Here is a 13,051-nt window from a genome sequence, read left to right on the forward strand (position 1 = left end):
GTCTCTCATCGAGACAGGAGGCGCATTCTACGCGACTCCCAGCTTTCGTCAAGTACTTTTTTCTCGTTGCCGGTAAAAAAGTTTGCTCGGGTAACACTCCGTAGAGTATTCACAGGCCACATCTCGAAAGCGGACGATCATCATACTGCAAACCGCTGAGCAGTCAAGCGTTTGATGCCATGATCCCTGAGACCGGCATGAAACAACTTGGTCAGAGCGGTGCCTCGCGCCATCTTCGTCGCCAAGGAGGTTCCTTAAGACGGCGAGGCCAATGAGGTATTGCTGCAGACTTTCAAGTGTAGACCAAAGATCCTGGCCAGCGCCGGAAAGGTCTATAACTCTTGGTTCTAAATCGTCTAAAAAGACAAAGGGACCCTCCTAAAGGGCCCCTTTGGGTCTCACCACTTACTGAATGAAGCTGAAGCCCTGTTCGCCTTTCTCTATGGTGATCTCCTTGCCCGGCAGCAGCCGGCCACTGAGGATCTCCTGAGCCAGCGGGTTTTCCAATCGGTTCTGGATGGCCCGCTTCAGGGGGCGAGCACCAAATACCGGATCAAACCCAGCCTCGGCAATCAGTGCCAGGGCCTCTTCATTCACCTCCAGTTGATAGTCTCTCTCCATCAACCGCGCCTTGAGCATCTGCAGTTGAATCCGGGCGATGGCTTTGATGTGTTTCTGAGCCAGAGGGTGGAACACCACGGTCTCATCGATGCGGTTGAGAAACTCCGGTCTGAACGCCTGGCTCAGTACCCCCATCACCGAGGACTTCATCTGCTCATACTCTTCGCCAGCTTGCTGCTGAATCAGGTCCGAGCCGAGGTTGGAGGTCATGATCACCACGGTATTGCGGAAGTCCACGGTTCGGCCCTGACCGTCGGTCAGGCGACCATCATCCAGCACCTGCAGTAAAATGTTAAAGACATCGGGGTGCGCCTTCTCCACCTCATCCAGCAGAATCACCGAATAGGGCTTACGTCGAACCGCCTCGGTCAGGTAGCCCCCCTCCTCATAACCCACGTAACCTGGAGGTGCCCCCACCAGCCGTGCCACCGAGTGTTTCTCCATAAACTCCGACATATCGATGCGAACCATCGCCTCGTCGGTGTCGAACAGGAACTGGGCAAGCGACTTACACAATTCGGTCTTACCCACACCTGTGGGTCCCAGGAACAGGAAGGAACCGATCGGACGTTTTGGGTCTCCCAGGCCAGCCCGGCTTCGGCGAATGGCATTGGACACCGCCAATACCGCCTCCTCCTGGCCAATGACACGCTTGTGCAGCATCGATTCCATGTGCAGCAACTTCTCCCGCTCCCCCTCCAGCATCTTGGCCACCGGAATGCCTGTCGCCTTAGAAAGAACATCGGCAATTTCGTTGTCTGTCACCTTGTTGCGCAGCAGGTTCATGTCCTGCATCTCAGCCTGGGCGGCCAGATCCAGCTGCTTCTCCAGTTCCGGGATACGGCCATACTGCAGCTCAGACATCCGGCTCAGGTCGCTGGCCCGCTTGGCCACCTCCAGATCCTGGCGCGCACGCTCCAGGGCTGACTTAATGTGCTGGGTTCCCGCCAGGGCAGCCTTTTCCGTCTTCCAGACCTCCTCAAGCTCGAGGTATTCCCGCTCCAGGCCGCTAAGCTGGTCGGTGAGGATCTGCAATCTTTTACGACTGGCCTCATCCTCCTCTTTATTGAGCGCTTCCTCCTCCAGCTTAAGCTGAATGATCTTGCGCTCCAGCCGGTCCAGGGGCTCCGGTTTGGAGTCGATCTGCAGACGGATGGAGGACGCCGCCTCATCGATAAGGTCGATGGCCTTGTCCGGCAGCTGACGGTCAGACACATAGCGGTGAGACAGGGTGGCCGCCGCAACGATGGCCGGATCGGTGATCTCCACACTGTGGTGAAGCTCATAGCGCTCCTTCAGTCCCCGCAGGATAGCAATGGTGTCCTCGACGCTGGGCTCTTCAATCAGCACCTTCTGGAAACGGCGCTCCAGGGCCGCATCCTTCTCAATATACTGACGGTACTCATCCAGAGTGGTGGCACCGACACAGTGCAGTTCCCCCCGGGCCAGCGCAGGTTTGAGCATATTACCGGCATCCATGGCTCCCTCCGCCTTCCCGGCACCCACCATGGTATGCAGCTCATCGATAAACAGGATGATCTGCCCCTCTAACTGGGACAGCTCATTAAGCACCGCTTTCAGGCGCTCCTCGAACTCACCGCGGTACTTGGCCCCCGCCAGCAGGGATCCCATGTCCAGGGAGAGGACCTTTTTCCCCTTGAGGCCTTCGGGGACCTCACCATTGATGATCCGTTGCGCCAGTCCCTCTACGATGGCGGTCTTACCCACACCGGGTTCACCGATCAGCACAGGGTTGTTCTTGGTGCGGCGCTGCAGCACCTGGATGGTACGACGAATCTCATCATCCCGGCCGATGACCGGATCCAGCTTACCCGCTTCGGCGCGCTCGGTCAGATCGATGGTGTACTTGGCCAGCGCCTGACGCTGGTCCTCGGCGTTCTGATCCTCAACAGTCTGGCCTGCCCGCAGTTTGTCGATACTGGCCTCGAGGCGCGATTTGTCCGCCCCCATCTGTTTCAGGGTCTCACCCAGGGCGTCGCCGCGCTCAATCACCGCCAGCAGGAACAGCTCACTGGAGATGTACTGATCCTTGCGCTTCTGCGCCAACTTATCGCACAGGTTGAACACCGCCACCATGTGCCTGGACAGCTGCACGTCACCGCCGGTGCCGGTCACCTTGGGCAGTCGATCCAGCGCTTCCGTCAATTTGGACCTCAGGGCATTAACGTCGATCCCTGACCCGGCAAGCACAGGGCGAACCGTGCCTCCATCCTGGTTGAGGAGGGCCAACATTAGGTGCTCAGGCTCTATGTACTGGTGATCCCGTCCCAATGCCAGGGACTGGGCATCGGAAATAGCCAGTTGGAACTTGTTGGTCAGTCGGTCGAGTCGCATACCCTAAACTCCCACAATTCATCTAACACAGAGAATAGATGGGTATGCTTAACAGGGATTTCAAGTCCGTTTAACGGATCCAGATAAGAGACGCCATGCGGCCACAGCGGCCATCACGACGGTAGGAGAAGAAATTTTCGGGATCGGAAAAGGTACAGAGTCGACTCCGGGTGACCTGAGTCAACCCCAGAGCGAACAGGCGCTGAAGCGCCAATTGCGGCAGGTTGGCCAGGAATTTCTCGCCCCGGGCGACGAAGGCGGACGCCGCCTTCGGGTCCTGGGCGACAAACTGCTCCCTGATCTCGGGCCCCACTTCAAATGCCTCGGCGGAGATGGCTGGCCCAATCCACGCGAGAAGATCCGATGCCTCTCCGGAGAATCGAGCCACCGTCTGCTCCAACACCCCATCGCAAAGCCCTCGCCAACCGGCGTGGGCCGCCGCCACCTGAGAGCCATCCCGGTGGCACAGCAGAACAGGCAGGCAATCGGCAGTCATGATGGTACACACCTGACCCGGGGTGTGGGTATAGGCGGCATCGGCCTGGGGAATCGGCTCACCGCAGGGCAGAGTCACCACCCGGGTGCCGTGCACCTGCTCCAGCCAGGCAGGCTCACTGGGCAGTCGCAACCCCAGGCGCAGCGCCTCCCTGTTGAGGCGAACCGCATCCGCCTCATCACCGACATGAGTCCCCAGATTAAAACCGTCAAAGGGCGGCTTGGAGGCCCCCCCCACCCTGTCGGTGCTGGCCGCAGCCACCCCTTCAGGCAAACTCCAATCCGGGGTGAACCACATCAGTAGTCCATGCCTCGCTCGGCGGTATCCTGACGCAGCGCCTCGGTCAGCTTGACCATATCCTCAGGCACCGGCGCATGCCACTGCATCCATTCACTGGTCACAGGGTGGGCCAGCTCCAGCTTGACCGCGTGCAGCGCCTGACGACGGAAGCCTTTGAGTACGCTCTGCAACTGCTCACTGGCCCCCTTGGTGGGACGGGGACGTCCCTGGTAGAGGGGATCGCCCACCAGAGGATGCTTGATGTGGGCCATGTGCACCCGGATCTGGTGGGTACGACCGGTCTCGAGACGCAGTCTCAGCCTGGTATGAGCACGGAACTTCTCGGCAATACGGTAGTGAGTCACCGCTGGCTTGCCAATCTCGGTTACCGCCATATGGGTACGCTTTTGCGGGTGGCGGCCAATGTTGGCATCCACGCTGCCGCCGGCGGTCAGGGTGCCATGGGCTATCGCCTCATACTCCCGGGTGATCTCCCGGGCCTGAAGCTGGGCCACCAGATGGGTTTGCGCCGGTACCGTCTTGGCCACCACCATCAAACCTGTGGTGTCCTTATCCAGCCGGTGAACAATGCCCGCCCGGGGCACATTGGCGATCTCCGGACAGTGGTACAGCAGCGCATTTAAGATGGTGCCGTCGGCGTTGCCCGCTCCCGGGTGCACCACCAGGTCCGCTGGCTTGTTGATCACCAGGATGTGTTCATCCTCGTAAACGATATCCAGCTCAATATCCTGAGGTTTGGAGCTCACCTCCTCCTCAAGGGTGGCCTGAATCGCCACCTGCTGATCCACCAACACCTTCTCCCTGGGTTTGGTGACGGTTTCTCCGTCCAGAGTCACCTGACCGGCCAGGATCCACTCCTTGATTCGGCTGCGCGAATAGTCGGGGAACAGATCGGCCAGAGCCTGGTCTAACCGCATACCTAGGTGCGTAGTATCAATTACGCCATTTAATTCAACGTGTTGGGTCATATACTCTCGATGCAGCTGTAAAAGCTCGAAATCACTCGCAGTTCTGATAGAATCGCTCCAGCCGCAATTTTATCTCTTTTTGCAGCAGAACTTCACGATAATGATAAGGAATTGGTTCAAACAATGCGTAAACTAGCAGGCCCTTTGCTTCTCGCCTTGGCCGGCACCCTGATGATGGCCGGTTGCTCCTCAACCAAAGAGGGCCCTGATGCCTACGTCGTCGAAGACCGCTCCCCGGAAGCTCTGTATGGCGATGCCCGCCAGGCCATGGAAGCCGGCAACTTTACCAAGGCCTCAAAGGTTCTTGAAGCCCTGGACTCCAGATATCCCTTCGGCACCTACAAAACCCAGGTGCAACTGGACCTGATCTACGCCTATTACAAGATGGCTGACACCGCCAGCGCCCTGGCCAACATCGACCGCTTTATCCGCCTAAATCCTACCCATAAGGATATCGACTACGTGTACTACATGCGTGGTCTGGTGAACATGCAGGCTGACAGCTACCTGTTCCACGAGCTGCTGGATATGGATCGCACCGACCGCGATCCCGAGAATGCCAAGGAAGCGTTCAAAGATTTTGAGAAGCTGGTTAAGACCTTCCCGGACAGCCGCTACGCCACCGACGGCCGCCAGCGAATGATCGCCATTAAAAATCGTCTGGCCGAATACTCTCTGCGCGTGGCCGAATATTACGTCAAGATCGAGGCCTGGATTGCCGCCGCCAACCGTGCCCAGCAGATCCTGGAAACCTACGCCGGCACCCCCGCAGTAGAGGGCGCTCTGGAGGTGATGGTTCAGAGCTATGAAGAGCTGGGTCAGGAGAAGCTGAAGCAAAACGCTTTGACCGTTCTCAAAGCAACCTACCCGGACAACAGCCTGGCTGACTGACACCGGCTCAAGATCAAAAAAGGCGCCCTCTGGCGCCTTTTTTATGGGTTCCCTGCCGAGCGGGAAGGCATCAAATGGCGTCTTCGTTCTCTTCACCGGTGCGGATACGAATCACCCGCTCGACGTCAGTCACAAAAATTTTGCCATCGCCAATCTTTCCGGTACGGGCAATATCGACGATCGCCTCGATCGCCTGATCGACCAGTTCATCGGCGATCACCAGATCAATCTTCACCTTGGGCAGAAAATCCACCATATACTCGGCTCCACGGTATAGCTCGGTGTGTCCTTTCTGACGACCGAAGCCTTTCACTTCCTGAACCGTCATACCATTCACACCAATCTCACCCAGTGCCTCCCGAACATCATCCAGCTTAAACGGCTTGATGATCGCTTCAATCTTTTTCATCTGCCCTACCCTTGTGCGCTACCCGCGCCATTGCACAACCATGCCAGCCAGTTGCCAGCTAAACTGATAAGAGTGTAAGCGATTCAAATCGGGATAGGGAAGCCTGAAATGTTGCCAGGACGCTACGAGCTGGGGTTAACCCTGGTTGAACTTATGATCGCATTGGCGGTTGCCGCCATTCTGCTGCTGTGGGGCGCTCCCTCCATGCGCACCCTGTTTGCCAACGCCAGAGCCGAAGCGAAGGTCCACGCTCTCTACCATGACCTGGCCCAGGCCCGTCACCTGGCTCTCAGCTACCAGGCGATGGTCACCCTCTGTCCTCTCTCCTCCGGCAACCAATGCAATGGTCAGTGGCGAGAGGGTTATCAGATCTTTATTGATGCCCCCCCACTGCAATCCCTGGGCAGCGACGACCTCGTCATGGTCAGCCGCAACCGGATCAACTCAGCGGATCACCTGACGTACAGCGCCACTGTCAATGCGATCCGATTCGATCCTGAGGGGTTTACCGGCCAGAACGGCAGTTTCTACTACTGCAGCGACCAGCAACTGGTCAGCCACCCGGTGAAAGTGGTGATCAGCCGCACCGGTCGGGTAAAGCTGGAGGATCATGACGGAACCACCAATTGCCAGTGATCATCTGGGCGTCAGTTGCTCCAAAGCCCGGGCTTGGGGGGAGCGAAACCTCTCACGCCCCGGCTGACACTCCATCACCCGCATGATCTCTGCCGGCTCATCCGCGAGGACTCGCCCGGGCAATTGCTGCTGCTCCTGGCGGGCACGGTTTGGATGCCAGAGGAAAAACAGAATCCTCTGATGTCCCTCGCTGTCCTCCAGCCAGCACTTGTACTCCAACCTCACAGGCTGATTGAGCATAAGGGGTAAAACCATCCACCACAGCTTCATTGCCAACACTCCAGAGGAGTGCGTGCCCCGGAGTCACTCAAAGTGATGACCGCACAACCGGGATCGACGGAAGCCTGGGCTCCCTGGGCCGTCGCCTTAAGCACAAAGCTGTCGCTGCCTGCCGACTGAGCATCTAAGCTGAAACGGCCGCTGTCCAGCTCCCAAGGGTCTGTGCTCATGCCCAACTTGGTCATATCATCGGTGTAGGTCTGGTGATGCAGATAGTAGCGCTCCTGAAGATTGGCCAGCTTCATCAGGGCCGCCACCGACTCGCTGCGGTACCCTGTTGCCAGCTGTCCCTGATAAGAGGGCAGGGCCAGAGTCAGCAACACCCCCAGGATGGCCACCACCAACATCAACTCTATCAAGCTGATACCCCATTGATGCTTCATCGCTCGCCCCCCTGATAGTAATAGAGATACCTCGGTGCCAACACCTTGTCCGGATCGCCACTGCCACTGCCGCTGAGGCGTATCCCCTCCTCACCCAAGGTAAACCCCTGCCCTACTCCCACCAGAAACACCTTGGGATTCCAATCTGGATCCGCGCCGTCCGCCGGAGGCGGCACCACAACCTGGGGCGTATCCGGCAGACGCGCCCCCAGATTCAGATATCTGTGCCGATAACGATTCAGCCCCAGGTGCAGATCCAGCACATAGAGCCGCCCCTGCCCCGCAGAAAGGCAGCTGTCAGCCTGGTTCTGATTACCGGGTACAAAGGTGGTGAAATAGGCATTGCCATTGAGAATGGTGGCCGCCGACAGCGCTTTCTCATTCTGACCCAGGCTCACTCGCCAACCCAGTTTGCTGCCCGCCAGCAGCTCCTGTACCAGGCGCGCGTCTTCACCATCGGCCTGGCCAATGGGATCGGCAGTAGCGTCAAACAGCTGATTCCAGTTGATGGCCTCAGGCACCTCGCTGTGTCCAGGCTCCGCCCTCCCATCAAAACTCTGTGGATAGAGGTTCAGATCTCTCAAGACAAAGAGCCCATCCTGGGTCCCAGAGGCATTGGGGTGGGCACGATTGCCGCTGCCAACCACCACGGCATCATAGGACCGCTCCGTGGTCACCACCCGGGTGACACTCTGGCCATCCCGGGTTTCAGTCAGTGACTCTTTCAGCAGAATCTTGGTCTGGGCTACCGCCACCTCATGGTGAAAACGGCGATCATCGGCCTGAGTTGCCCCCCCAAGCTGAGCAAACTTGAAGCCGGTCCAGGGGTGACTGCTGCGCGCACCAGGAAGATCCAGGCGCCAGATGTTGCCGCCGGTGTCCGCCGCGTAGAGGCGATCCGTCAGCCCATCGCCATTGCCATTGCCATCCAGCATCGCCACCCGTCCGGGGATGCTGTCTGAAAATCCCACCTGGGTGTGCCCCGCTTCTCCGCCCTCGGCGGAAAACCTGTGCACCAGCTCACCGCTCTGGGCATCCAGCACGAACACCGCCCTCCCCAGATTGTCGGGGGAGCCAACAGTCTCCAGATCGTTGTTGGTGTCGTATCCACCGCCGACGATCAGCACCGGCCTGGCAGACGCCGCTGACAGGTTGCCCAGAGGGTGATCCGGTATCCTGGTGATGACAGGTTCAGACCAACTTTGCCCCAGCAAAGACATTCCGGGGTCTGCAGCACTGCGAATCCACATCAGCGACGGCTCATCGGGATTGCTCAGATCCAGGGCATAGTAGGCCCTCCCACCCCGGCGCAGACCGAAGAATACCCAAACCCGCTCCCCGCTGGCGGCATCGATCTCTCCGTCACCGTTGCTGTCATCCACAAAGGCCACCGGTGAGCCGTCCACACCGTAGACGCTGTGTCCTCCGGTCCTGGGGTTACTCCTTAAGGTGGGTTGCAAGCCCAGGAATCTGTGAGGGCGGAAGCTCCAGCTCTCGGAGAGGGTGTCGCCTGCATCCTGGAACATGTGCAGCACACCGCCATTGGTGCCCATGACAATCCTCACCCCCTTCTGCTGACCATAGTGGATGGCCAAGGGCTTGGAGTGCAGCGGATCGCCCATCAGATCCGTCCGGGTTTCGGCGGTCACCCCATCGTCATCCTCATCATCCACATCCTGGCCGGCTAGCCAGGCCAGGGTGCCCGCCAGCTCGCCGGCACCGATCCCCAGCTCCGCCAGCAGGGCTGCACTCCCGCCTGCCCTCGCTTCCAGAGCAGACTGACTCAGGGGCACCAGGGGACCGCTGCCGGACGCTGGCTCCACCAGAGTCCGGCGCAGAGTCTGAGCCACCAGACTTTCCGCAGCGCCGCCCTCCTCCACCGAATTGCCATCACCGCCACTGGACGCCAGAGTGCAGGTGGCTGCCTGAGTCCAGAAGCTGCACGCGGTCTCAGCAATATTGCCCGAACTGTCTATGCCCGGCGCTCCCTTGGCATCGACCACCTGCCCGGATGCGAGGATCTTCAGCTTCTTCAGGTTACCGGACCATCTTGGGCGATCCGAAGGCAGAAACATGGAGTAGTACACCGAATCCAGTGTCTGGGTCCGGTCAAAGCTGTTGGCGGCGATGGAGGGGGAGGTGAAACTGGCGTCCACCGCCAGTATTTCTGAAAACACCCGCTGCAGCGCATTTTGCAAGGCCTGGGCACTGGCCGCTGGGAAGTACTGGCCACCTCCCCGCCGGGCGGTTTCTGCCAGCAGGGCACCGGCCTGATCGATGGCGTCCTGGGAAAAGCCTATGGTGTAGGTGACCACACTCTGGCGACCACTGACCGAGCCATTCAGATCCTGAGTATGCAGATACTCGGCCAGGGCAGGCAGGTAGCTGTCTGCCCAGTCACCACTGCCCAGGGTACGATAGGGGTCATACACCGAATAGGCCTGGGAACCAGCCAGTCCCAGCTCACTGCGGATGCGGCTGTTGAGGGCCTCATCCTTGGTGGGGGAACCGTCGGTGATCAGCACCACATAGGCCTGGGGCTGGCAACTGGCAAAGGGGCTGATATAGCTGCTTGCCGTAGCGAAGGGCTGACCATACACCGCCGTACCGCTGCCGAACATCAGCCCCCCACCACTGAAGTAGCGATATGCCTCAAACAAGGTTTCACACAGAGGTGTCCAGGTACTGGCGGTCAGCCCCTCCACCGTGTTGATCAAATTGGCCTTATTGAGAGTCGACATCTCCTGTATGCCACTGAGCAACCGCCCCCCATGACTACCGCTCTGGTACTGATCATCGCCACTGTTGACGTTGAACACGGCCAACCCAAAATCCACCCCCGGGGTACTCTCCACCATAGAGGTCACCACCTCCTTGGCAATGGCCAGGCGACTGCGGCGTACCGATTCGGCAGTGAGCAGGTAGTAAAGGTAGTTCTCGGTGTAGAGGGTAACGCTCTCCGCATTGGCAAAGCCGGTCTGTGTCAGCGATGCCTGGGCGGCGGCTTCCAATTGAGCGCTGCTGAGTCCTGCATGGCTGCCGTCGTAGGGCAAATCCTGCTGCAGGTCCTGGGGGAAGCCGCTCAATTGCAGGCTGGCGCTGGTGTGTCCGGTGGCATTGATCAGGCTGAGGTCATGAATGTCCTGAAGACAGTCAAAACCAAACCCCTCTATGCTGCCACGATCATGGGCCCACCTCAGACTGGAGGGGAATCGGCGCCAGCGCCACTCGGGATCCCGCCGTCCCCCCTTACGGAAGTTGAGCATGGAATCGGTGAAGAAACCGGTGTGATCGATAATAGCTCTGGCCCCGGGGTCTCCCGGATTCATGGATGCTACCGCCGCGGCACAGCCATTGAGACCCCGGTCGAAATACCGGTATTCATTGTTACTTCTTGGGTCAGGCAGATTGTTGTTCACCTGACCGCGCACGTAATAGAAACGCCCTCGGTCATTGCCTCCCGTGTAGTCATGGGCGGGGTCGAAGGGGGGCGGCGCTTCCTCCTCCTCGGTCTTCATCGAACCTGAATTATCGAAGATGATCAGTACCTGGGGACGGCTGTCCGACGTCAGGGAACCACCGTACACATAGAGCTCGGTATCATCGGCCCAAACGGTGCCCACTCCCCAGATCAGCATTGCCACAAACAGAATCCGCATCATCAGTTCCCCACCAGCAGCACCTGCTGCTCTATCCCTGTGGTCACACTCAGGCTGCCCAACGCCCCTTTTCCATACCTCACCTGAGAGCTAACCTGGTTGGTTCGGCACACAAAGCTGCTGCCCGCATCCGCCAGCGCCGTTCTCTTGCACGGCGCCTCGCCGATAAAGCCGATGCTGTGTTCGGCGGCGAAGAGGGTATCTGCCTGGGTCTGGGTGCCACTGTTGGTGAGCAGCAAGCTGTTTTGCCTGGCCAGACGCTGGCGCTCGACAAACCCCTCCTGGGCCCCCCTTGCCTGCTGCAACGCCAGCTGACGCGCCGCCGACGCCGCCGAGCCCATCAGGGTCACTCGGCTACCCCCAGCCAGCGACAGCCCCAGAACCATCAGCAGCACCAACAGGAAGATGCTGACAACCAGCACGGCACCTCGGTGGCGTGTCATAACTGCCCCCTCAAAGCGAGTACCGGATTGCGCAGCATCACCGTGGCGGTAAACAACCGCCTGGGAAGACCATCATCAAAGCTCAGAGTCCCCCCGGGCAGGGTGAGCGCCAGGGCTTGCCGCGCCAACGGGTCCGCTTGCGACCCCCTGACCACCAGAAACAAGGATACTGAGACCAGGGTCAACGCCCCCTCCCACTGCTCGTGAGTCAAAGACTCAGGCAAGATATAGCTGTCCACGGCCCCATCTCCGGTTGAGTCCACCCCCAACCTCAGCTGCAGGGCCTCCACGCCCTCCACCAGTTCCTCCTCCACCATGCCACCATTGACATACAGCTGACGCCACTTGAGCACCGGCACCCCGTCATTTCGACGTTCCACATAGAACACCCGGTGCTGAAACTCCCAGTAACGCCCCTGAGTCAGGGTGGGCACCGGCAGAGTATCGCCGGCGAACAGGATCCCGCGGGATCCGTTGGCCAGCAGGTAGTAACGGTTGCTGTCCAGGCCCGAGGCATCTTGTGCCGGCCCCATGGCACGCTTAATCTGCAGTACATGACTGCCCACCAGGGCCTGCTGGCTGCAGGTCATCTTGGGTGAGGAGGTTTGCTGGTAGGCCCACAGGAAGCGAAAATGTCCCCGCTGCCCCGGCATGGACCCGTTGTTGTCCCCCTCTCCCAGGCAATCATTGCCCACCGCCGCCAGCACCTGGACACTGCCCAGATTCAACGAGTCTCCGGTGAGCTCTCCCCAGAATCCCGCCTGTGCGACCTCCTCTCTCATCAGCCTCAGGGCCAGCCGTGCCGACTCCTGCAACTGATTGTACTGACCGGTGCGGCTCACCGAAGAGGAGGAGGCCACAAAGACGCCCAGTACTGAGCTCAGCACAAAGAGTCCCAGCACCATGGCGATCATCAGCTCCACCAGTGTCATCCCCAGAATCCGTTTCATAGGGGCACCTTGCTGCTGTTCAGGTAGGCCTGTCTCCGCCGGGAGCCGCCGCTGCCACACCCCTGACGCCAGCTGTCTCCCGAAGTGGCGCCATCCTGAGTACCGTGGCGACTCTGCCAGCTGACCACCACCTCGACCCTGCTGCCCTGGACTCGGATGCAGCCCCGTGCCTGCGCCAACCCCCGGGCTTGACCACCTTTGCGTTCCCCGTCGCCCCGCAAGGCCATGGCCCATTGGTAGCCATCCCAGTCGAGCATCTGAGTCGGGGTGCAGGGGGTGATTACGCTGCTGGCAGACACACAGCCAGGTGAGGGAGGAGAAGGCGCAGAGTCGCCATAACTGCCTTGATAGGCAGCCAGTTGAGAGGGGTTGAGTCGTATCCGCTCCAGCATCGCTTCCGCCAGGGTCAGTGCCCTGGCGTGCTGGAAGGACTCAAAGCTGCTTCGCTGAGCGACAAGGTGCAGTTGCAGGGTGCCCAGCAGTCCCACCGCCAGCACCACCACCGCCACCAGCACCTCGATCAGAGTGACCCCTGACTGGGTAGAAATAGCCATAACATCCTTGTTGGCTCGGTGTCGATCCCTATGAATCTAAGCTTATGCCAGCATAAAAAAAGCGCCACCCAAGAGGGTGGCGCCTGTTATACCGAAACAGAAGATGC

The 13,051-nt window shown here is 59.5% G+C and carries 12 protein-coding genes; 2 read left to right on the plus strand and 10 right to left on the minus strand.

Features of this window, described 5'->3' with window-relative positions:
* Positions 1–405: 405 nt before the first annotated feature.
* The 3 genes from clpB to rluD form a co-directional block, all read right to left on the minus strand.
* The gene (gene clpB / locus G505_RS0115500; protein WP_028110385.1) at positions 406–2,976 is read right to left on the minus strand and encodes an ATP-dependent chaperone ClpB; all 2,571 of its coding nucleotides are present in this window, start codon (positions 2,974–2,976) and stop codon (positions 406–408) included.
* Between the two features lie 70 nt (positions 2,977–3,046).
* The gene (gene pgeF / locus G505_RS0115505; RefSeq protein WP_028110386.1) at positions 3,047–3,769 is read right to left on the minus strand and encodes a peptidoglycan editing factor PgeF; all 723 of its coding nucleotides are present in this window, start codon (positions 3,767–3,769) and stop codon (positions 3,047–3,049) included.
* On the minus strand, positions 3,769–4,740 hold the full coding sequence (gene rluD / locus G505_RS0115510; RefSeq protein WP_028110387.1) for a 23S rRNA pseudouridine(1911/1915/1917) synthase RluD: 972 nt from the start codon (positions 4,738–4,740) through the stop codon (positions 3,769–3,771). Before rluD ends, pgeF begins: the two co-directional genes overlap by 1 nt.
* 123 nt (positions 4,741–4,863) lie before the next feature.
* Between rluD and G505_RS0115515 the strand changes: the two genes are divergently transcribed.
* Complete coding sequence (locus G505_RS0115515; protein ID WP_028110388.1) at positions 4,864–5,631, plus strand: outer membrane protein assembly factor BamD; 768 nt, start codon at positions 4,864–4,866, stop codon at positions 5,629–5,631.
* 70 nt (positions 5,632–5,701) lie between these two features.
* Here G505_RS0115515 and G505_RS0115520 read toward each other — a convergent pair whose 3' ends face one another.
* Complete coding sequence (locus tag G505_RS0115520; protein ID WP_028110389.1) at positions 5,702–6,040, minus strand: P-II family nitrogen regulator; 339 nt, start codon at positions 6,038–6,040, stop codon at positions 5,702–5,704.
* 108 nt (positions 6,041–6,148) lie between these two features.
* On the opposite strand from G505_RS0115520, the gene G505_RS21760 reads away from it, so the two are divergent.
* On the plus strand, positions 6,149–6,676 hold the full coding sequence (locus G505_RS21760; RefSeq protein ID WP_051216312.1) for a GspH/FimT family pseudopilin: 528 nt from the start codon (positions 6,149–6,151) through the stop codon (positions 6,674–6,676).
* Here G505_RS21760 and G505_RS0115530 read toward each other — a convergent pair whose 3' ends face one another.
* The 6 genes from G505_RS0115530 to pilV are packed head-to-tail and all read right to left on the minus strand — an operon-like array spanning position 6,677 to position 12,944.
* Positions 6,677–6,946, minus strand: a complete 270-nt coding sequence (locus G505_RS0115530) for a TapY2 family type IVa secretion system protein (protein WP_028110390.1) — start codon at positions 6,944–6,946, stop codon at positions 6,677–6,679.
* The gene (locus G505_RS0115535) at positions 6,943–7,338 is read right to left on the minus strand and encodes a type IV pilin protein (RefSeq protein ID WP_028110391.1); all 396 of its coding nucleotides are present in this window, start codon (positions 7,336–7,338) and stop codon (positions 6,943–6,945) included. The genes G505_RS0115530 and G505_RS0115535 overlap by 4 nt, the downstream gene beginning before the upstream one ends.
* A complete protein-coding gene (locus G505_RS21765) occupies positions 7,335–11,000 on the minus strand; it encodes a pilus assembly protein (protein ID WP_051216314.1) in 3,666 nt (1,221 codons plus the stop codon). The genes G505_RS0115535 and G505_RS21765 overlap by 4 nt, the downstream gene beginning before the upstream one ends.
* Positions 11,000–11,440: a hypothetical protein gene (locus tag G505_RS0115545; protein WP_028110392.1), complete on the minus strand. Its 441-nt coding sequence runs from the start codon at positions 11,438–11,440 to the stop codon at positions 11,000–11,002. The genes G505_RS21765 and G505_RS0115545 overlap by 1 nt, the downstream gene beginning before the upstream one ends.
* Positions 11,437–12,390 carry a PilW family protein gene (locus G505_RS0115550; RefSeq protein WP_028110393.1) on the minus strand — a complete coding sequence of 318 codons (954 nt, stop codon included), beginning with the start codon at positions 12,388–12,390 and terminating at the stop codon, positions 11,437–11,439. Before G505_RS0115550 ends, G505_RS0115545 begins: the two co-directional genes overlap by 4 nt.
* Complete coding sequence (gene pilV / locus G505_RS0115555) at positions 12,387–12,944, minus strand: type IV pilus modification protein PilV (RefSeq protein WP_028110394.1); 558 nt, start codon at positions 12,942–12,944, stop codon at positions 12,387–12,389. The genes G505_RS0115550 and pilV overlap by 4 nt, the downstream gene beginning before the upstream one ends.
* Positions 12,945–13,051 lie beyond the last annotated feature (107 nt).

It is taken from the genome of Ferrimonas futtsuensis DSM 18154 (genome assembly GCF_000422645.1).
In the GTDB taxonomy this organism is placed as follows: domain Bacteria; phylum Pseudomonadota; class Gammaproteobacteria; order Enterobacterales; family Shewanellaceae; genus Ferrimonas; species Ferrimonas futtsuensis.

What these genes read in the sequence shown, in the direction of transcription:
- rluD (WP_028110387.1), bottom strand. Translation starts at nt 4,740, where the DNA reads ATGACCCAACACGTTGAATTAAATGGCGTAATTGATACTACGCACCTA.
- G505_RS0115515 (WP_028110388.1), top strand. Translation starts at nt 4,864, where the DNA reads ATGCGTAAACTAGCAGGCCCTTTGCTTCTCGCCTTGGCCGGCACCCTG.
- G505_RS0115520 (WP_028110389.1), bottom strand. Translation starts at nt 6,040, where the DNA reads ATGAAAAAGATTGAAGCGATCATCAAGCCGTTTAAGCTGGATGATGTT.
- clpB (WP_028110385.1), bottom strand. Translation starts at nt 2,976, where the DNA reads ATGCGACTCGACCGACTGACCAACAAGTTCCAACTGGCTATTTCCGAT.
- G505_RS0115545 (WP_028110392.1), bottom strand. Translation starts at nt 11,440, where the DNA reads ATGACACGCCACCGAGGTGCCGTGCTGGTTGTCAGCATCTTCCTGTTG.
- G505_RS0115550 (WP_028110393.1), bottom strand. Translation starts at nt 12,390, where the DNA reads ATGAAACGGATTCTGGGGATGACACTGGTGGAGCTGATGATCGCCATG.
- G505_RS0115530 (WP_028110390.1), bottom strand. Translation starts at nt 6,946, where the DNA reads ATGAAGCTGTGGTGGATGGTTTTACCCCTTATGCTCAATCAGCCTGTG.
- pgeF (WP_028110386.1), bottom strand. Translation starts at nt 3,769, where the DNA reads ATGTGGTTCACCCCGGATTGGAGTTTGCCTGAAGGGGTGGCTGCGGCC.
- G505_RS0115535 (WP_028110391.1), bottom strand. Translation starts at nt 7,338, where the DNA reads ATGAAGCATCAATGGGGTATCAGCTTGATAGAGTTGATGTTGGTGGTG.
- pilV (WP_028110394.1), bottom strand. Translation starts at nt 12,944, where the DNA reads ATGGCTATTTCTACCCAGTCAGGGGTCACTCTGATCGAGGTGCTGGTG.
- G505_RS21760 (WP_051216312.1), top strand. Translation starts at nt 6,149, where the DNA reads ATGTTGCCAGGACGCTACGAGCTGGGGTTAACCCTGGTTGAACTTATG.
- G505_RS21765 (WP_051216314.1), bottom strand. Translation starts at nt 11,000, where the DNA reads ATGATGCGGATTCTGTTTGTGGCAATGCTGATCTGGGGAGTGGGCACC.